The 19,600-nt window shown below is 64.9% G+C and carries 13 protein-coding genes; 11 read left to right on the top strand and 2 right to left on the bottom strand.

The window, feature by feature from the left end; all coding sequences use genetic code 11:
- Nucleotides 1-249 precede the first annotated feature (249 nt).
- The 5 genes from ABIA70_RS12160 (at nucleotide 250) to rlmB (ending at nucleotide 4,742) form a co-directional block, all read left to right on the top strand.
- Nucleotides 250-732, top strand: a complete 483-nt coding sequence (locus ABIA70_RS12160) for a CarD family transcriptional regulator (protein WP_026266570.1) — start codon at nucleotides 250-252, stop codon at nucleotides 730-732.
- Between the two features lie 153 nt (nucleotides 733-885).
- Nucleotides 886-1,668: a 2-C-methyl-D-erythritol 4-phosphate cytidylyltransferase gene (gene ispD / locus ABIA70_RS12155; protein ID WP_354147829.1), complete on the top strand. Its 783-nt coding sequence runs from the start codon at nucleotides 886-888 to the stop codon at nucleotides 1,666-1,668.
- Nucleotides 1,669-1,685: 17 nt separating this feature from the next.
- Nucleotides 1,686-2,168, top strand: coding sequence for a 2-C-methyl-D-erythritol 2,4-cyclodiphosphate synthase (gene ispF, locus ABIA70_RS12150; protein ID WP_354148298.1), 483 nt, complete (start codon nucleotides 1,686-1,688; stop codon nucleotides 2,166-2,168).
- A 51-nt stretch (nucleotides 2,169-2,219) separates the two neighbouring features.
- Nucleotides 2,220-3,677, top strand: a complete 1,458-nt coding sequence (cysS, locus tag ABIA70_RS12145) for a cysteine--tRNA ligase (RefSeq protein ID WP_354147828.1) — start codon at nucleotides 2,220-2,222, stop codon at nucleotides 3,675-3,677.
- Nucleotides 3,678-3,746: 69 nt separating this feature from the next.
- Entirely contained in the window at nucleotides 3,747-4,742 is a 996-nt protein-coding gene (gene rlmB / locus ABIA70_RS12140; protein WP_354147827.1) for a 23S rRNA (guanosine(2251)-2'-O)-methyltransferase RlmB, read from the top strand.
- 165 nt (nucleotides 4,743-4,907) lie between these two features.
- Here the strand turns inward: rlmB and ABIA70_RS12135 are convergent, their stop codons facing one another.
- Complete coding sequence (locus ABIA70_RS12135) at nucleotides 4,908-5,747, bottom strand: carbon-nitrogen hydrolase family protein (RefSeq protein ID WP_354147826.1); 840 nt, start codon at nucleotides 5,745-5,747, stop codon at nucleotides 4,908-4,910.
- Nucleotides 5,748-5,884: 137 nt separating this feature from the next.
- On the opposite strand from ABIA70_RS12135, the gene glgX reads away from it, so the two are divergent.
- Genes glgX through ABIA70_RS12120 form a run of 3 tightly spaced genes read left to right on the top strand, consistent with a single transcriptional unit; the run spans nucleotide 5,885 to nucleotide 8,853 of the window.
- The gene (gene glgX, locus ABIA70_RS12130) at nucleotides 5,885-7,996 is read left to right on the top strand and encodes a glycogen debranching protein GlgX (RefSeq protein WP_354147825.1); all 2,112 of its coding nucleotides are present in this window, start codon (nucleotides 5,885-5,887) and stop codon (nucleotides 7,994-7,996) included.
- Between the two features lie 15 nt (nucleotides 7,997-8,011).
- A complete protein-coding gene (locus ABIA70_RS12125; protein WP_354147824.1) occupies nucleotides 8,012-8,488 on the top strand; it encodes a ribonuclease domain-containing protein in 477 nt (158 codons plus the stop codon).
- A gap of 8 nt (nucleotides 8,489-8,496) precedes the next feature.
- On the top strand, nucleotides 8,497-8,853 hold the full coding sequence (locus ABIA70_RS12120) for a barstar family protein (protein ID WP_354147823.1): 357 nt from the start codon (nucleotides 8,497-8,499) through the stop codon (nucleotides 8,851-8,853).
- Between the two features lie 5 nt (nucleotides 8,854-8,858).
- On the opposite strand, the gene glgP is transcribed toward ABIA70_RS12120, so the two are convergent.
- Entirely contained in the window at nucleotides 8,859-11,477 is a 2,619-nt protein-coding gene (gene glgP, locus ABIA70_RS12115) for an alpha-glucan family phosphorylase (protein WP_354147822.1), read from the bottom strand.
- Nucleotides 11,478-11,629: 152 nt separating this feature from the next.
- Between glgP and ABIA70_RS12110 the strand changes: the two genes are divergently transcribed.
- The 3 genes from ABIA70_RS12110 to ABIA70_RS12100 are packed head-to-tail and all read left to right on the top strand — an operon-like array spanning nucleotide 11,630 to nucleotide 19,204.
- On the top strand, nucleotides 11,630-13,711 hold the full coding sequence (locus ABIA70_RS12110; RefSeq protein ID WP_354147821.1) for an alpha-1,4-glucan--maltose-1-phosphate maltosyltransferase: 2,082 nt from the start codon (nucleotides 11,630-11,632) through the stop codon (nucleotides 13,709-13,711).
- Nucleotides 13,708-15,504 carry a maltose alpha-D-glucosyltransferase gene (gene treS, locus ABIA70_RS12105; RefSeq protein ID WP_354147820.1) on the top strand — a complete coding sequence of 599 codons (1,797 nt, stop codon included), beginning with the start codon at nucleotides 13,708-13,710 and terminating at the stop codon, nucleotides 15,502-15,504. The genes ABIA70_RS12110 and treS overlap by 4 nt, the downstream gene beginning before the upstream one ends.
- Nucleotide 15,505: 1 nt before the next feature.
- Complete coding sequence (locus tag ABIA70_RS12100) at nucleotides 15,506-19,204, top strand: 1,4-alpha-glucan branching enzyme (RefSeq protein ID WP_354147819.1); 3,699 nt, start codon at nucleotides 15,506-15,508, stop codon at nucleotides 19,202-19,204.
- Nucleotides 19,205-19,600: the final 396 nt, after the last annotated feature.

Here is a 19,600-nt window from a genome sequence, read left to right as displayed (position 1 = left end):
TACTCCTCGAGAGTCTTGAAACATTATTCAGCCATAGCCTAGCGGCAATCGGCTCCAAACAAGGATTCCGGACGGTCACATTGTCCTTGGCAGGGGCCTGCAGATGCACTATTATCTGCATCCGTCAAGAGGGTGAAGGGGGTTGATTTGGCCCATTTTCCGCGGATTCATGCGGTTCCGGGCCCCTTTACGGGCCAGTCATATGCCTGAATCGTGATAAACTGGTCTGCGGGAAAGGGGAATGTCCACATGGTATTTGAGGTCGGCGAGACAGTAGTTTACCCTCACCACGGTGCAGCAAAAATTGAAGAAATCAAGATGCGCACTGTCAAGGGCGAAGAGAAAATGTATCTCAAGCTCAAGGTGGCTCAGGGTGATCTGACCATTGAAGTTCCAGCAGAGAACGTTGACCTTGTTGGGGTCCGTGACGTAGTGGGCAAGGAAGGTTTGGAGCACGTTTTCGATGTGCTCCGGGCTGAGTTCACTGAAGAACCCACCAACTGGTCACGCAGATACAAGGCAAATCTGGAGAAACTTGCTTCCGGTGACGTTATCAAGGTTGCAGAGGTCGTTCGCGACCTCTGGCGCCGCGATCACGATCGGGGCCTTTCCGCAGGTGAGAAGCGAATGCTGGCCAAGGCCCGGCAGATTCTGATTTCAGAACTGGCGCTGGCTGAAAAGACTGATGAAGAGAAGGCTGCAAGCGTTCTCGACGAGGTCCTGGCTTCCTAAGAATTGAGCCCCGGGGGTACGTGAGTACCGCCGGGGTTTCTTTTTGCCCTTTTTTCGACCGGCGGGTGCCGTCCGGAGCAGTTGCCCGCCTCTGTCCGGTTCAACCCCGCCGGTTCCACCACGCGCGCGTGTCCGGGACGTAGGCTGGACCGCATGAACAACGGACTGCCCCGCCCCGTCACCGCCGTCATCATCGTCGCTGCCGGTTCCGGCGAGCGGCTGGGCTACGGTTTGCCCAAAGCCGCTGTGCCGCTGGGCGGAGAGCCCATCCTCATGCACGCGCTGCGCGGAGTGGTCGCATCCGGAGTCGGCAGCCAGGTCTGCGTGGTGCTGCCCGCCGGAGCCGACGGCCTCCGGCAGCTTTGCGAGGACTTCAGGCAGGAACTGGCCGACGGCGGCCCCGTCCTCACCGTTCTCGACGGCGGCGCCACCCGGGCGGACTCCGTGCGGGCCGGCATCGCGGCCCTGATGGAAGGCATTGAAGCCGTGCTGGTGCACGATGCCGCCAGGGCTCTGACCCCCGAGTATGTCTTCCATCGGGTGGTTGACTCCCTGGCTGCCGGCGCCGTCGCAGTGATCCCTGCCGTGCCGGTGGTGGACACGGTCAAGATGGTTGCCCGGACCAGCGGGGATGACGCCGCCATCGCCCCGGAACTCGTCACCGGGACTGCCCGGCGGGAAGAGCTGCGCTCGGTCCAGACACCCCAGGGTTTCCGGCTGTCCACCCTGCAGGAAGCCCACGCGGCGGCGTCGGGCTTTGATGAGCAGCAGGCTGCGGCGGTCACCGACGACGCCATGCTGGTGGAAATGCTGGGAGTCCGGGTGCACGCTGTCCACGGTTCCACCCAGTCCCTGAAAATCACCACCCCCCTGGATCTGATCATCGCCGAAGGGCTGCTCGAAGGCCCGCTGGGAATCCGCTGGGTGGAGGGCTAAGCGTGGGCGAGCCACAAATGATCCTGCCCCGCACCGGCATCGGCATGGACGTCCATGCCTATGCGTCCGAGGACCAGCCCCGTCCGCTGTGGCTGGGCGGGCTGTTCTGGGAAGGCGAGCGTGGACTTGCCGGACACTCGGACGGAGATCCGGTTGCGCACGCCGCGGCGGACGCACTGTTCTCGGCTGCCGGCATCGGGGATCTGGGGACGCACTTCGGCACCGACCGGCCGGAATTCGCCGGGGCCTCCGGCACCACCCTGTTGGCGGAGGCGGCCAGGATTGTCCGCGCAGCCGGGTTCGAGATCGGCAACGTAGCGGTGCAGTTCGTTGCCGGCCGTCCCAAGTTCGGTCCCCGGCGCCAGGAATCGCAGGGTGTCCTGAGCGAGGCAGCGGGAGCGCCCGTCAGCGTCACAGCCACCACCAGCGACGGACTGGGTTTCACCGGCAGGGGCGAGGGCATAGCTGCCGTTGCCACCGCCCTGGTGTATCCCCGCTGATCCTCCTCGGTACCGGAGCAGGCCTGGACGCCTTTCGTCTATTCTGGAGCGGTGACTCTCCGCTTTTACGACACAGCATCCGCCGAAGTCCGTGACTTCGTTCCCCTCATCCCGGGAAAAGCGAGCCTGTACTACTGCGGAGCCACGGTGCAGGGCATGCCGCACGTGGGCCATATCCGCTCAGCCATCGCGTTTGACCAGCTGACCCGCTGGCTTGAGTACCGGAACCTGCGTGTCACGGTCGTCCGCAACGTCACGGACATCGACGACAAAATCCTTGCCAAATCGGCCGAGTCTTTCGATCCGGGTTTCCAGGAGGGGCCGGACGCTGTCCGCGAGGAGGAATGGTGGGCGCTGGCTTACCGCTTCGAACAGGCATTCCTCCAGGCTTACGACACCCTCGGTGTTTCGCGTCCCACCTATGAGCCGCGGGCAACCGGCCACATTCCCGAAATGCACGCGCTCATCCAGTCGCTCATCGAGCGCGGGCACGCCTACCCGGCCCTCGACGGTTCCGGCGACGTCTACTTCGACGTGAGGTCATGGGACAAATACGGCTCCCTGACGCGCCAGAACATCGACGACATGCAGGGTGCCCCGGACGCGGATCCCAGGGGAAAGAAGGACCCCCGCGACTTCGCGTTGTGGAAAGGCCATAAAGAGGGGGAGCCGACGACGGCGAGCTGGGCATCGCCGTGGGGCGCCGGGCGGCCGGGCTGGCACCTGGAATGCTCGGCGATGGTCACCAAGTACCTCGGCACCGAATTCGACATCCACGGCGGCGGGCTGGACCTCCGCTTCCCGCACCACGAAAACGAGATGGCCCAGTCCCAGGCCGCAGGGCATGCCTTCGCGAACTTCTGGATGCACAACGGCATGGTTACCTACGAGGGCGACAAAATGTCCAAGTCGATCGGCAACACCATCAGCCCGTCGGAGATGCTGGAACTGGCCTCCCCGCGCGTCGTCCGGTACTACCTCGGGCAGGCGCACTACCGGTCGGTGCTGGACTACCGTCCAACGTCGCTGCAGGAGGCTGCAGCCGCCGTCGAACGCATTGAGGGCTTCATGGGCCGCGCCGTGCAGGCGCTGTCCGACGGCGGGAGCTACGCGTTCTCCACCTACGGCCAGGTGCCCGGGGAGTTCGAACGCGCCATGGATGACGACCTGAACGTGCCCCAGGCCCTCGCCGTGGTCCACGAAACAGTACGGTCCGGCAATACTGCACTGACGGAGGGGCGCCTGGAGGATGCGCAGCAGGCGCTGCACAGCCTTCACGACATGCTTCGCGTCCTCGGCCTGAACGATGTGGCTTCGGGCGTGGTCACCGATACCCGGGAATCGGCCGCCCTCTCCGTCCTGGTCGAGGCCCAGCTCGCTGCCCGCGCGCAGGCCAGGGCCTCGAAGGACTGGGCTGCCTCCGACGCCATCCGGGACACACTGAAGGCCGCCGGCGTCGCTGTTGAGGACGGCCCCGACGGCGCTACGTGGAGCCTGCAGCGGGACTGAAACGGCGATTTTACTTGATTCAGTAGACTGGTAGGCAGACTCAGTCAAACAATCAAGGGTGGAACTCTCATGGCCAACAATGGTCGCCGGTCGGTAAAAGCGAAGAAGGGCCCCACCGTCGGAACCGGCGGTCACGGCCGTAAGGCACTGGAGGGCAAGGGCCCCACGCCCAAGGCGGAGGACCGCCCGTACCACAAGGCACACAAGAGCAAGCAGCTCGCGGAACGGTCCGCGGCGAAGCGTGGCACGAACACCGGTGCCCGCAGCGCGGGTGCTTCCCGCTCCGGCCCCAAGGGCCGCGCCACCGAGGAAGTCGTCACGGGCCGCAACTCGGTTGTCGAAGCCCTGCGTGCCGGCATCCCGGCCAAAGCCCTGCACATCGCCATCCGGATTGAGATGGACGACCGCGTCAAGGAGTCGCTGAAGCTCGCCGCAGAGCGCGGCATCCCGTTGCTCGAGACGGGCAAGCCCGAGCTTGACCGCATGACCGACGACGCCGTCCACCAGGGCCTCGTCCTGCAGATCCCGCCGTACGAGTACCAGGATGCCTACGACCTCGCCGAGGAAACCGTGGCGGCCTGGAAGAAGGGCCACGTACCCAACGCTCCGCTGTTCGTTGCGCTGGACGGCATCACGGACCCGCGCAACCTTGGCGCCATCATCCGCTCGGTCTCAGCTTTCAGCGGCCACGGCGTCATCGTTCCGGAGCGCCGCTCCGTTGGCGTCACCGCTTCTGCGTGGAAGACCAGCGCCGGCGCGGCCGTGCGTGTTCCGGTGGCCCGTGCGGCCAACCTCAACAGCGCCCTGAAGCGGTTCAAGAACATGGGCATTTTTGTCCTCGGGCTCGACGGCGACGGCGACGTTTCGCTTCCGGACCTCACCCTCGCCACGGAGCCTGTGTGCATCGTGGTTGGCTCCGAAGGCAAGGGCCTGAGCCGCCTGGTCCGTGAGAACTGCGACCAGATCGTTTCCATCCCGATTGACTCCGCCATGGAATCGCTGAACGCCTCCATGGCAGTCGGCATCTCGCTGTACGAAGTCTCCAGGCAGCGCGCCGCCAAATAGTCCCGTTGAGTGGTTGGCGCGGCCAACATCCTCCGCGTGCTGCTCCTTCGTCGCTTTGACGCACGCTTCCGGATGCCGGCCGCGCCACAAACGCTCTGGCACTACCTGCAGGAAAACCGGCAACCCTCTCGCACCCGGTGAGAGAGGGTTGCCGGTTTTCCTGCGTTAAGTGCGAGAGCGTTCCGGGGGCTGGAAGGCGCGGCGGTTGGCCAAAACGGGGAGCCGCTGGCGGGCCTCCCTGACCACGGCGGCGTCCAGGTCGGCAAAGAGCAGGCCCGGGGCGCCGTCGAGCTCGTCCAGCACCTCGCCCAACGGCGACACGAAGACGGAATGCCCTACCCCCGTGGGTGAACCGGCTTTGGCGCGGACGCCCTGGGTGGCGGGGTCACCCTGCCCGCAGGCGAGAACGTAGGTGGTGGAGTCCAAGGCACGCGCACGGGCCAGCAGCTGCCACTGCTCAACTTTGCCCGGCCCGGAGGCCCACGAGGCACAGACGATGTTCGCCTCCGCGCCCCGTTCGGCGTTTGCCGTGAACAGGGCAGGGAAACGGATGTCGTAGCAGGTGGACAGGCCAAAGGTGAGGCCGCCGGCGTCGAACGTTACCGGTTCAGTGCCCGGATCAACGGTGTCCGATTCAAGGAAGCCGAACGCGTCAAAGAGATGAACCTTGTCATAGTGCGCTTCGACGCCGGGACCGGTGGCCAGGAGCGTGTTCCGCACTTTTCCGCCGCCCGGACCCGGACCGGCAGGCGACCCCGGAGTGAACATCCCCGCCACCACAACCATGTCCAGGGAGGCCGCGATGCTCCGGACCCGCGAGGCCCACGGTCCGTCCAGCGGTTCGGCGATATCCAGCAGCGAGTTCCCGAACGCCCGCATGGACGCTTCGGGAAAGACCACCATGTCAGCACCGCCGGCCTTGGCTTTTTGCGCCTCCCGTTCCAGGGTGGACAAGTTGGCGGCCAGGTCCCGGCCGCTGATGATCTGAGCCAGCACAACCCGCACTTCGTACCTCCGCCTCGACGTTTCCTTCCAGTATGCAACCAGGGTCCGCATGAGGCGGTATGAGGTCCGCGGCGGCTTGCCGGTGTCACAATGGCGGGTGTGCGGATGAAACGGCGCCGGCGGCTACCATTGACGTGATGGTCATGCCGCTTTTCGACACCGCTTCCACCATGGATGCCTCATCTGCACATCCACTCGGTGTCAGCGTTCCGCGCCCGGGTCCCGGCGCGGAGAATGTGCTGCACTCCACCGCCAACGTCGCTGTTTATGCGCCCGGCGTCCTGACCCTCGAGATCGCCTACAAGGCCCCCGGCGGGGAATGGCGGCTGCAGACGCTGCCCAACGTCACCCACGGTGTGCACCACGGTATAGTCGATGATTTCCCGTACGGATCGCGCTACGGCTTCCGTGCCACCTCCAAAGCGGAGCCGCTGCCCCTGTCAGTGCCAACCATGGACCTGGATGACGACGGCGGCCAGCCTCTGTTGCTTGACCCCTACGGCCGTGCCGTGGACCAGCGGGAAGGCTTCCTGACGAACGTCAGGATGGCCGGCGATTTCGACTGGGGCCAGGACGAGCGGCCGCGGCTGCAGTGGCGGAACACCATCATCTACGAGGCGCATGTCCGTGGCCAGTCCATGCTGCATCCGGACGTGCCGGAGGAACTGCGCGGAACGTATGCGGGCATGGCACATCCGGCGATCATCGAGCACATCAAGAGCCTGGGTGTTACCTCGATCCAGCTGCTCCCGGTGCATTTCCACCTGGACGAGCCGCACCTGCAAAACCTCGGCATGACCAACTACTGGGGCTACAACACGGCCGCATTCTTCGCGCCGCACCCGGGCTACGCAACGAAATCTGCCCAGGAGGCCGGCCCGCAGGCCATCCAGGACGAGTTCAAGGGAATGGTCAAGCTCCTGCACGCGGCCGGACTCGAAGTGATCCTTGACGTCGTCTACAACCACACTGCCGAGGGCGGCGCCGACGGGCCCACCATCAGCTTCCGCGGGCTCGGCGAGAACGCGTACTACCGCATGGATGGCCATGGAAAATATGTGGACACCACCGGGTGCGGCAACAGCCTGAACTTCGGGAACCCCCGCGTCGTCCAGCTTGTCCTGGACTCGCTCCGGTATTGGGTGGATGAATTCCACATCGACGGGTTCCGTTTTGACCTGGCAGTGACCCTGTGCCGGAACTCCCACAACGAGTTTGATCCCCGGCACCCGTTCCTGGTGGCAGTGGCTGCAGATCCTGTGCTTTCGGATGTGAAACTGATCGCCGAACCCTGGGACGTCGGCTACGGCGGCTGGCAGACCGGCAAGTTCCCGATGGGCTGGGTGGACTGGAACGACCACTTCAGGGACAGCGTCCGGTCGTTCTGGCTCTCCGACCGCGCGGCCATCGAGGCGGGCGGCCATGGCGGGTCAGTCGCCCGTTTGGCAGATGCGCTGTCCGGTTCTGCGGCGCTTTTTGAAGGCTCAGGCCGTTCGAGGCTGGCGTCGGTTAACTTCGTCACGGCCCATGACGGCTTCAACCTGAACGACCTCGTTTCCTACGACCGCAAACACAATGAGGCCAACGGCGAGCAGAACCGGGACGGGCACGGGGACAACCGCAGCTACAACCATGGCTTCGAAGGCCGGACCGAGGATGAGGAGATCCTGGCGCAGCGGGCCCAGTCCCGGCGCAACCTCATGGCCTCCATGATGATCTCCCTGGGTGTGCCCATGATCACCGCCGGTGACGAGCTGGCCCACACCCAGCAGGGCAACAACAACGCCTACTGCCAGGACAACCCCTTGGCCTGGATCGACTGGACGCGAACGCCCGAATCCTCCGAGATGCTCCGCAGCACCAAACGCCTTATCAGGCTGCGCAAGGAGTTCCTGGCGAGCCAGCCGCACGACTTTCCCGCCCGGGACGAGCAGTCCTACCTCTACTGGTTCGACCATTCAGGCCAGCCGATGTCCATGGAGCGCTGGAATGATCCCCGGCACCGGGTGATGCAGCTCCTGCTCGGATCGGACGACGGCGCGCTGGCAGGGCTCGTAGTGGTGAACGGCAGCAACTCAGCGGTAAGAATCACCCTTCCCGAGCTCACGAACGACGACGGGACGCCGCGCCGGATGTTCGAACTTCGGCTCACCACGTCGCCGCTGCACGAGCTCCGCCAGGGCGGCCGCGTCGCGTCCGGTGAGACGGACCTCGTCGAGGCGAATTCGATCAACATCTACCGTACGTAGCGGCCGGGGAACTGAATGCGCAACCGTTCCGTTGCTGCCTTGCTGCTGACCGGGCTGGCAGTGCTGGCAGTCCTCGCTTTCGGCGGCACCGGCTTCCTTGAATCGCTGACCGGAAGTCCGACGCCGGCAGTTAGTTCCAGCGCGGAGGCGGGCCAGGGGGCCGCCGGCCAGGGGTCTCCCGGCGCGGCCGCTCCGGCGAACCCTTCGGGTCTTGCGGCGGTGAACGAGTCGCGGCTCCCGGCGGAGGCGCGCCAAACCCTGGCATCGATCCGCGCGGGGGGACCCTACCGCTACAGCCAGGACAACAAGACCTTCGGCAATTTCGAGCGCATCCTCCCGCGCCGGGATTCCGGCTATTACCGCGAGTACACCGTTCCCACACCGGGGGAGTCAGACCGGGGAGCGCGCCGGATCATCACCGGCTCCGGGGGAGAGAAGTACTACACCGAGGACCACTACGAATCGTTCAAGTTCATCGCAGAAGGAAGCTGAACAAACCCATGAAGATCTACTCCGCCGATACCTGGACCATGGAAGAGCTGCAGGCACAGGTGGCCGACGCCGGCCGGCGCAGCCTGGTGGTTCCGGCCGCCGACAGCAAAAGGGCGGTCTTGGAGACCTTCGGCGAAGTCCTGGCGTTCCCCGAACACTACGGAGTGAACCTTGACGCCCTGAACGACTCCCTGCATGACTTCGCCGACAGCATCACCGACAACGGCGGTGCGCCCGTCACCGTGCTTTGGGAGGTCGCAGCCCGGTTCCGCGCCGACCGGTCCTTCGGGATCATCTGCGAGGTCCTGCAGGACGCTGAAAGCTACGCCGGCAGTGACCTGGCCGTCGCGGCCATACTCCTCTAAACGGATCAGGCGTTGACGATCAGCCCCAGCTCGGCCTTCGAAGCCAGTGCCTCGTGGCGGGGCAGGACGCGGACCGTGTAGCCGAAGGCGCCGGAACGGTCGATGACGAGGGAACCGCTGAACAGGTGCCGCCCGTTGCCGAGGTCTTCCTTGGGCTGCAGCTCCATCATCGTGACCTCGGTCAGGGTGTCACTCTCCTCGGCGCGCCCGTAGGCAACCTCCACCGACACATCCTCCGGTGTCAGGGTGTGCAGCGCCACGTAGGCGTTCACCTGCAGGATGTCGCCGATCTGCGGGTCCTCGGACACTCCCACGGAATCCACGTGCTCCACATGCAGCAGCGGCCACGCGGACCGTACCTTCGCGGTCCATGCCGCCAGGAGGCGGGCCTGGGCGTAGGAATCAGCGACGGCACGGCGGCCTGCTTCCGCTGCGGGCCGGTACAGGACGTTGACGTAATCGTGCAGCATCCGTTCCGCGGAAACGGCCGGCCCCAGGTGGGACAGCGTGTGCTTGATCATGGAGACCCAGTGGGTGGGGACTTTCTCCGCCCCGGTGGTTGAGGGTCCGGCCGCTCCCGCGCCTTCGGACACCGTGCTGCCGTAGAAGCGCGGCGCAACCTGCGTTTCCAGCAGCTCATACAGCGCTGCCGCTTCGATGTCGTCGCGCTCCTCGGGGGAGGCGTCATTGTTGGCGGTGGGGATGGCCCAGCCGTTCTCGCCGTCGTACATCTCGTCCCACCAGCCGTCCATCACCGAAAGGTTCAGCGAACCGTTGATGGCGGCTTTCATGCCGGAGGTTCCGCAGGCTTCCAGGGGACGGAGCGGGTTGTTCAGCCACACATCGCAGCCTGGGAAGAGGGTCCTGGCCATGGCGATGTCGTAGTTGGGCAGGAAGGCGATCCGGTGCCGGACCTCGGGGTCGTCAGTGAACCGGACCAGGTCCTGGATCATCTTCTTCCCGGCGTCATCGGCAGGGTGGGACTTTCCGGCGATCACCAGCTGGATCGGGTGCTCCGGGTGCAGGAGCAGGGCCTTGAGCCTGGCAGGCTCGCGCAGCATCAGGGTCAGCCGCTTATAAGTGGGGACGCGGCGGGCGAATCCGATGGTGAGCACATCGGGGTCCAGAACGTTGTCCGTCCAGCCGAGTTCGGCGTCGGCGGCACCGCGTTTCTTCCATGCGGCCCGGAGCCGGCGGCGGACGTCCTCCACCAGCGCTGTGCGCATTTCGCGCCGGAGCGCCCAGACATCGGCGTCGCTGACGTTGTAGGCAAGGTCCCAGCGGCCCATGGCCTCGGCCTCGGTACCGAATTGCTCGCGGGCCAGCTTTGAGATGCGCCCGTCAACCCACGTGGGCACATGCACACCGTTGGTGACCGACGTGATGGGAACCTCGGAGTGGTCGAACCCGGGCCACAGGGCCGAGAACATCCCGCGCGAGACTTCCCCATGGAGCTTGGCCACGCCGTTGGCCCGCTGCGCCAGGCGCAAGCCCATGACCGCCATGTTGAAGACCGACGGGTTGCCGTCAGCGTAGTTTTCCCGGCCCAGTTCCAGGATGCGGTCAACCGGGACGGCGGGGGCAAGCCCGGCCTGGAAGAAGTGCTGGATCTGGGAAATCTCAAAGCGGTCAATGCCGGCCGGTACGGGCGTGTGGGTGGTGAAGACCGTGGATGCCCGGCCCGCGGCGAGGGCCTCGTCGAAGCTCAGGGCAGCTTCTCCCGCCATCAGTTCCTGGATCCGCTCGATCCCCAGGAAACCGGCATGGCCTTCGTTCGTGTGGAAGACCTCCGGCGCGGGGGTTCCGGTGAGCTGCTGGTACGCGCGCAGTGCCTTGACTCCGCCCATGCCCAGCAGGAGTTCCTGCTGGAGGCGGTGGTCTCCGCCGCCGCCATAGAGACGGTCGGTGATGCCGCGGGCGGCGTCGTCGTTGCCGGGAACGTTGGAATCCAGGAGCAGCAGGGGCACACGTCCGACGTCGGCACGCCAGATGTGTGCCAGCAGCCGGCGGCCGTTGGGCAGCGGGAGGGAGACCTGCACTGGCCGGCCGTTGCCGTCCGGGGACGGCTCGCGGAGCAGGGTGAGGGGGAGTCCGTCCGGGTCAAGGACCGGATAGGTTTCCTGCTGCCAGGCGTCGCGGGAGAGTGACTGCTTGAAGTAACCGGCCTGGTAGAGCAGGCCGACGCCGATCAGGGGCACGCCCAGGTCTGAGGCGGCCTTGAGGTGGTCGCCCGCGAGGATGCCGAGGCCGCCGGAGTACTGCGGCAGGACTTCGGTTATGCCGAACTCGGGGGAGAAGTAGGCGATCGCGGCCGGGGCGTCCTGGCCCAGGCTCTGGTACCAGCGCGGTTCCTCAAGGTAGCGGTCAAGGTCCTCCGCGGCCGCCCGCACCTTCTCAACCACCGCCTGGTTTGCGGCGAGTCTCTGGAATTCTTCGCGGCTGACCCGGCCGAGGAAACTGACGGGGTCCTGCCCGCATTCCTCCCAGATCCGGGCGTTCAGGCCAGCGAACAAATCGCGGGTTGGCCGGTGCCAGGACCAGCGCAGGTTGGTCGCCAGCCGGGCCAGCGGCCGGATGGGTTCCGGGAGAACAGTTCGGACGGTAAATCTGCGGATTGCCTTCACCTGCGCCACACTAACTGACAACAAGGACCGCCGGAACTGGTTTGGCTTTCTTTTAGGTAAATGACAGTTGACGTGCCGGAAAAGTCGAAACCGCGGTCGAAAAACATGAGCAGGCTTAGCATTCTGGGCCATTTCTCGCTAACGTCGAGCATGTGACGACTAACTCAGGAACCATCGCTTCTTCCAGGAAAAAGCCGAAAGGCAAAATCACCGACGGGCTAAAGTTTGGCCGTTTTCCGATCACCGGTGTGCAACCAGTGGTGGAGGACGGAAAATTTCCGGCCAAGGCCACCCCGGGGGAAGGGATTGTGGTGGGGGCCACCGCTTTCCGGGAAGGGCACGATCAACTCGGCGTGACCGCAGTGCTCCTGGATCCCCGCGGAAAGGAGCGCCAGCGCGTCAGGCTGGCGCCGCCCCGGGGCGAACGCGGGATGGGGACCGACCGCTGGGAGGGCGTCCTCACGCCGTCGACCGTTGGAAACTGGACTTTTTTCATTGAGGCCTGGCACGACCGCTACGGAACCTGGCACCACAACGCGGAAGTCAAGGTGGCCGCCGGCATCGACGTCGAGCTGATGCTCGCCGAAGGCTCGGCCCTGCTGTTGGACGCCGCCGACGACGTCTTCCGCACAGCGGCGGACCGGCGCACCCTGCGCATGGCTGCGGCTGCGCTCGTTGACAAGTCCCTCAGCGAGGAGGAACGCCTCGGCGCCGGATTCAGCGCAGACGTGGCCGCGATCGTGGACCGCCAGCCGATCCGGGAACTGGTCACTGCGTCGGAACAGTATCCGCTGCTGGTCGAACGCGATCTCGCGGGCCGCGGCGCCTGGTACGAGTTCTTCCCCCGTTCCGAAGGTGCAGTACGGGACCACACCACCGGGGCGTGGACTTCCGGTAACTTCCGGACGGCGGCGAAACGCCTGGACGCCGTGGCGGACATGGGCTTCGACGTGATCTACATGCCGCCGATCCACCCCATCGGCATCCAGCACCGCAAGGGCCCCAACAACACCCTCATCGCAGGCCCCCACGATCCCGGCTCACCCTGGGCAATCGGCGCCAAGGAGGGCGGGCACGACGCCATCCACCCGGACCTGGGAACCTTCGAGGACTTTGATGCCTTTGTTTCCAGGGCGAAGGAGCTGGGGCTGGAAGTTGCCCTGGACCTGGCCCTGCAGGCCGCGCCGGACCATCCCTGGGTCCAGTCCAACCCGGAATGGTTCACCACCCGGGTCGATGGCAGCATCGCCTACGCCGAAAACCCGCCCAAGAAATACCAGGATATTTTCCCGCTCAATTTCGACAACGATCCCGAGGGGCTTTCCAAGGAAATCCTGCGGATCGTTCTGTTGTGGGTCAGCCATGGCGTGAAGATCTTCAGGGTTGATAATCCACACACCAAGCCGGTGTGGTTCTGGGAATGGCTCATCGGCCAGGTCAACAAGAAGGCCCCCGGCGTGGTGTTCCTTGCTGAAGCATTCACCCGTCCCGCCATGATGCACGCCCTGGGCCGGGCCGGCTTCCAGCAGTCGTACACCTACTTCACGTGGCGGAACACCAAAAAGGAACTGGAAACGTACTTCAACGAGGTCAGCCACGAGTCTTCGGCTTACTTCCGTCCCAACTTCTTCGTCAACACCCCGGACATCCTCACTGAATACCTTCAGTTCGGCGGTCCGGCGGCCTTCAAGATCCGTGCGGCACTGGCTTCCACGGCCAGCCCGCTCTGGGGCGTCTACGCCGGCTACGAACTCTACGAGCATGTTGCCCGGCCCGGGGCGGAGGAGTACATCGACAACGAGAAGTTCGAGTACAAGGCCCGCGACTGGGACGCTGCCGCCGAATCCGGCCGTACGCTGGCGCCTTACCTGACCCGGCTCAACGCGATCCGGCACGCGCACCCGGCGCTCCAGGACCTGCAGAACCTCACGGTCCACCACAGCACGGACGACGCCACGGTGGTGTACTCCAAGCACAAGACCCTGCCGGACGGCACCAAGGACACCATCATTGTGGTGGTCAACGTTGACCCGCACGGCATCAGGGAGAGCACCGTTTCGCTCGACCTTGCCGCCCTCGAACTGGACCCGGAGGACCTCTCGCCCAACGGCGGCTTCCTGGTCGATGACCTCATTTCCGGAGAATCCTGGGAGTGGGGCGAATACAACTACGTCCGCCTGGACGCGCACGTCGAACCCGCGCACGTCCTGAGCGTGAGGAGATTGAATCAGTGAGCTTTAACCCGCAGAGTTCCAGCCAGCATTTCACCCCCAAGAGCACCTTTGAACTAAATGCCCCTGGCCTACCCCATGATCCACTTTGGTACCGGAAGGCCGTGTTCTACGAGGTTCTGGTCAGGGCCTTCGCGGACGCCAACGGCGACGGTTCGGGCGACTTCAGCGGCCTGATCGACAGGCTCGACTACCTCCAATGGCTGGGGGTGGACTGCCTGTGGCTCCCGCCGTTCTTCCAATCACCGCTGCGTGACGGCGGCTACGACATCTCGGACTACAACTCTGTCCTGGACGAGTTCGGGACCATCACGGACTTCAAGAGGCTGGTGGCCGAGGCCCACGCCCGTGGTGTCCGTGTCATCATCGACCTTCCGCTGAACCACACCTCGGACCAGCACCCCTGGTTCCAGGAATCGCGCAAGGACCCGGACGGGCCGTTCGGCGACTTTTACGTCTGGAGCGACACCGACGAGAAGTACCAGGACGCCCGCATCATCTTCGTGGACACCGAAGAGTCCAACTGGACCTTCGATCCCATCCGCCGGCAGTTCTTCTGGCACCGCTTCTTCGGGCATCAGCCTGACCTCAACTTTGAGAACCCGAAAGTCATCGAGGCCCTCTTTGACGTGGTCCGGTTCTGGCTGGACCAGGGCATCGACGGCTTCCGTGCCGATGCCATCCCCTACCTTTTCGAGGAGGAGGGGACCAACTGCGAAAACCTTCCGGCCACCCATGACTTCCTCCGTAAGCTGCGGGCCATGGTGGACGAAAGCTACCCGGGCCGCGTCATCATCGCCGAGGCCAACCAGCCGCCCAACGAGGTAGTGGAGTATTTCGGAACAGCGGAGGAACCGGAATGCCACATGGCCTTCCACTTCCCCATCATGCCGCGGCTCTATTACGCCCTGCGGGACCAGAAGGCCGCTCCCATCATCGAGACCATGCAGGACACTCCCGAGATCCCCGAAGGGGCCCAGTGGGGGACGTTCCTGCGGAACCACGATGAACTCACTCTCGAAATGGTCACAGCTGACGAGCGTGCGGCCATGCTGGGCTGGTACGCCCCGGATCCCCGGATGCGCGCCAACATCGGCATCCGTCGCCGGCTGGCGCCGCTGCTGGATAATTCCCGGGCCGAGATCGAACTGATCAACGCCCTGCTGCTGTCGCTGCCGGGCAGTCCGTTCCTGTACTACGGGGACGAGATCGGCATGGGCGACAACATCTGGCTCGAGGACCGCGACGCCGTCCGTACTCCCATGCAGTGGAATCCGGACCGGAACGCGGGCTTCTCGCATGCCGATCCGGGCAAGCTGTACCTCCCCGTCATCCAGTCGCTGGTGTACAACTACTCCATGGCCAACGTGGAAGCCGAAGCCGCCCACTCCGGTTCCCTGCTCCGGTGGACCCGGCAGATCCTGAGCGTCCGCAAGAACCATCCTGCATTCGGGCTGGGTGCGTTCAAACACGTGGAGGCGGACCACGACTCCGTTGTGGCATATCTGCGGGAACTCTCGGATGACAACACGGCGGGTGAGGACGGCGAGACCATCCTGTGCGCCTTCAACCTCTCGCAGCACCCGGTGGCGGCCAAACTCCGGATTCCCCAGTTCGCCGGCCGCGGACTCCGCGATGTGTTCGGGGGCCAGCCCTTCCCGGGAATCGACGGCGACGGGACACTGACGCTGACCCTGGGAAGCCACGACTTCTTCTGGCTGCGCATCCGTTCGGCAACGTCGAATCCGTCCTCGCCCTACACGCAGGCACTTCCCGTCCTGTCAATCGAGAACTGACATGAACGAACCCACCCTCACAGCCATGTTGACCCCGGTCCTGCGCGAGTGGCTCCCGCTCCAACGCTGGTTCCCCGTCAAGACAGCCGATTTCTCGCTGGAACAGGCGGGGAGCCTGCGGCTCGAGGACGCGGCAGGGCAGGCAAGGCTGGAGATCTTCCTGCTGGCCGTTTCGTACCCCACGGCCGACGGCGGACGCCGGACGGACGTCGTCCAGGTTCCGTTGAGTTACCGGGAGTTCCCGCTCGCCGGTGCTGAGCGTGGATTGGTCGGGCGAAGGCCTGACGCCGGGATGCCCTGGATCTACGATGCTGTCTACGACCCGTCGTTTGTGGCGGCCTGGCTGGAGCTGATCCGGTCGGAAGGGTCCGTCAGCGGTTCCGCGACGGGCCACCGGACCCGGTCGGACCACCGCCTGCCCACTGCCCACGGCGTTGTCAAGGTCCTGTCCGGCGAGCAGTCCAACAGTTCGGTCATAGTGGACGACGGCGAGTCGGCGGCGATCGTGAAATTCTTCCGGGTCCTCTCGGAAGGAGTGAACCCTGAGGTTGAGGTGGGAGCAGCCCTGACTGCCCAGGGCACTTCAGAAGTTCCGGCCACCCTCGGATGGGTGCGCGGGCATTGGATCGCGCCCTCTTCTGAGGCGCCCGGCCAGGTGCCGCCGGATTCCCGCCGCGTCCAGGGTGAGCTGGCCGTGGCCCACGAATTCCTCGCGGGAGGCCGCGATGCGTGGCGCCTCGCGGTGGACGCCGCCCGCACCGGAACCGACTTCACCGCCGAGGCCCGTGGCCTCGGTGCAGCCACGGCAACCGTCCACCGGAGGCTTGCGGACGCCCTGGGCATGACCGGTGAGTCCGTCCCGGGCCAGATCATTGCCCCCGGAGTAGCCCAGCGGGTCCGTCAGGCATGGGCTGAAGCAGGTGCCGCCGTCGGGCCTTACGAGGACGAGTTGAACAAGCTGCTTGGTGAGCTTGACGGCGCCCCGGCCGGGCCGCTGCAGCGGATCCACGGCGATCTGCACCTGGGCCAGATCCTGCAGGTTCCCGGCCGCGGCGGCGACGCGGACCGCTGGGCCATCCTGGATTTTGAAGGTGAACCGCTGCGGCCCATCTCCGAACGGAACTTTCCCGATGTCCCGCTCCGGGACGTTGTGGGGATGCTGCGGTCCTTTGACTACGCCGCGGGTGCGGCCGAACGCGAGTACCAGGGCGCACACGTTCCCTCGTCCTGGGTTGATGATTGCGCGGACGCGTTCCTTGCCGGCTACGCCTCAGTTACGCCCGGCACGATCGACCGCGGCTCACCGCTCTTTGTGGCATTGTGGCTGGACAAGGCGCTCTATGAAGTGGTTTATGAATTGCGGAACAGACCTGATTGGCTGGCCATTCCTGCGAATGCGTCCAGACGGCTCCTCAGCAGTAAAGGCCCCGACGATCATGCCGGGGCAGCAGCGGAAGGTATTGACATGACAGGCTCAGCACGAACAGACAGTCCCGGTGTGCCGCTCCACGTGGACGCGGACACGCTCGCCCGGGTGGGCAACGGCGAACACCACGCGCCGCACTCGGTGCTCGGCGCCCACCTCGACGACCACGGACACGTGACCGTCCGGACAGTGAAGCACCTCGCTGACGAGGTCAGCGTAGTGACTGCCGCCGGAGCGGTTCCCATGACCCACGAGGCCAACGGTGTGTGGGTGGCTGTACTGGAGCCGCTCCAGGCCGGCCACGTGCCCGACTACCGGCTGGAAGTCACTTACCCGGGTATGGCACCCCAGACCATGGACGAGCCCTACCGTTACCTTCCAACGGTCGGTGAAGTGGATCTTCACCTCATCGGCGAAGGCCGGCACGAGAAACTTTGGGAAGTGCTCGGCGCCCACGTCCAGCACTACAAGTCCTCCCTCGGCGACGTGGACGGGGTGTCCTTCGCTGTGTGGGCACCGAACGCCCAGGCCGTCAGGATCAAGGGCGACTTCAACGCCTGGGACGGCCGCGAGAACTCGCTCCGCTCCCTTGGCTCCTCGGGGGTGTGGGAAGTCTTCCTGCCTGGCGTTTTAGCAGGGGCGTGCTACAAATTCGAAATCAAAACCAGGGGTGGCTACTGGGTTGAAAAGGCCGATCCACTGGCATTCGGCACAGAGGTCCCTCCGCTGACCGCGTCCAAGGTGGTGGAACCGTCCTACGCCTTCAAGGATGACGAGTGGATGGAAGCCCGCGCCCAGCGGGATCCCCACAATTCGGCGATGAGCGTCTACGAAGTCCACCTCGGATCCTGGCGCCTCGGCCTGGGCTACCGGGAGCTCGCCAAGGACCTGGTGGAGTACGTCAAGTGGCTGGGATTCACCCACGTGGAGTTCATGCCCGTGGCCGAACACCCCTTCGGCGGCTCCTGGGGCTACCAGGTGACGTCCTACTTTGCGCCCACCTCACGCTTCGGCCACCCTGACGAGTTCCGGTACCTGGTGGATGCGCTGCACCAGGCGGGCATCGGCGTGCTTCTGGACTGGGTCCCGGCCCACTTCCCCAAGGACGCCTGGGCGCTGGCACAGTTTGACGGCGAACCGCTGTACGAGCACGCCGATCCGAACCTGGGCGAGCACCCCGACTGGGGAACGCTGATCTTCGACTTCGGCCGGACTGAGGTGCGCAACTTCCTGGTAGCCAACGCGCTGTACTGGCTCGACGAGTTCCACATCGATGGGCTTCGGGTGGATGCTGTGGCGTCAATGCTCTACCTGGACTACTCGCGTGAGGAGGGGCAGTGGTCCCCGAACCGCTTCGGCGGCCGCGAGAACCTGGAAGCCATGTCGTTCCTCCAGGAAGTGAACGCCACTGTCTACAAGACCCACCCGGGCGCGGTGATGATCGCCGAAGAGTCCACGGCTTTCCCCGGCGTGACGGCCCCCACCAGCCACAACGGCCTGGGGTTCGGTCTGAAGTGGAACATGGGCTGGATGCATGACTCCCTCAAGTACATTTCCGAGGACCCGGTAAACCGGAAGTGGCACCACGGAACCGTGACGTTCTCCTTGGTCTACGCGTTCACTGAAAACTTCCTGCTGCCCATCAGCCATGACGAGGTAGTGCACGGCAAGGGCTCCATGCTCCGGAAGATGCCGGGCGACCGCTGGCAGCAGTTGGCCAACCTGCGCGCGTTCCTGGCTTACCAGTGGGCGCACCCCGGCAAGCAGCTCATCTTCATGGGCACCGAGTTCGGCCAGGAAGCCGAGTGGTCCGAGCAGCACGGACTCGACTGGTACTTGGCAGATATCCCCGCGCACCGCGGCATCCAGCTCCTCACCAAGAGCCTGAACGAGCTGTACAGCTCGACGCCGGCGCTTTATACCCGGGACAACGAACCCGGTGGCTTCCAATGGATCAACGGGGGCGACGCTGACCACAACGTCCTGAGCTTTGTCCGCTGGGACAATGACGGCAACCCGCTGGTGTGTGCCATCAACTTCTCCGGCGGTCCGCACGTTGGTTACACCCTGGGTGTTCCGGCCGCCGGGGCCTGGACTGAAGTCCTCAACACCGACGCCGTGGCCTACGGCGGATCGGGCGTCCTGAATGCAGGACCGCTGACTGCGACGGACGAAGGGCGCGACGGCCAACTGGCATCGCTGACCGTAACGCTGCCTCCCCTGGGTGCGGCTTACTTCAAGCCCGGCGCACCGGCGGCAGCCATACTGCCTTAGTGTGAGCCCGCTCTCTTAAGTCGGCCGCGGAAAAGCCCGGAATCCCCTGAGATTCCGGGCTTTTTGGTCTTTCGGGGGCGCGGCCGCGGGGGCCGGTTTGCAGGCTCGGTAGTCATCCCGAAAAAGTGGTGGTAGAGTTTATTTCCGCGCTGCTCCACGGAGTCAGACGGAAAAATCGACACGAAAGCCTCAGGCTGATGAAGGTCGCGGACGCCGGTTTGACAAGTTAGAAGCCAGCCGGTAAGTTTGGAAAGTTGCTCCGGAGCGATCCACGGCTGAGAAGTGTTGTGGTGGTGCCGGGTGTGTCTGTTGTTTGAGAACTCAATAGTGTGCCAAGTTTGTTGATACCAATTGTTTTATTGATTGGTTGTTTTGGCCAGGCCTGTCCACCCCGTG

Source organism: Arthrobacter sp. 754 (assembly GCF_040548695.1).
In the GTDB taxonomy this organism is placed as follows: Bacteria; Actinomycetota; Actinomycetes; order Actinomycetales; family Micrococcaceae; genus Arthrobacter.
The sequence above is the reverse complement of the archived record's forward strand: the minus strand, read 5'-3'. Positions and strand labels throughout refer to the sequence as shown.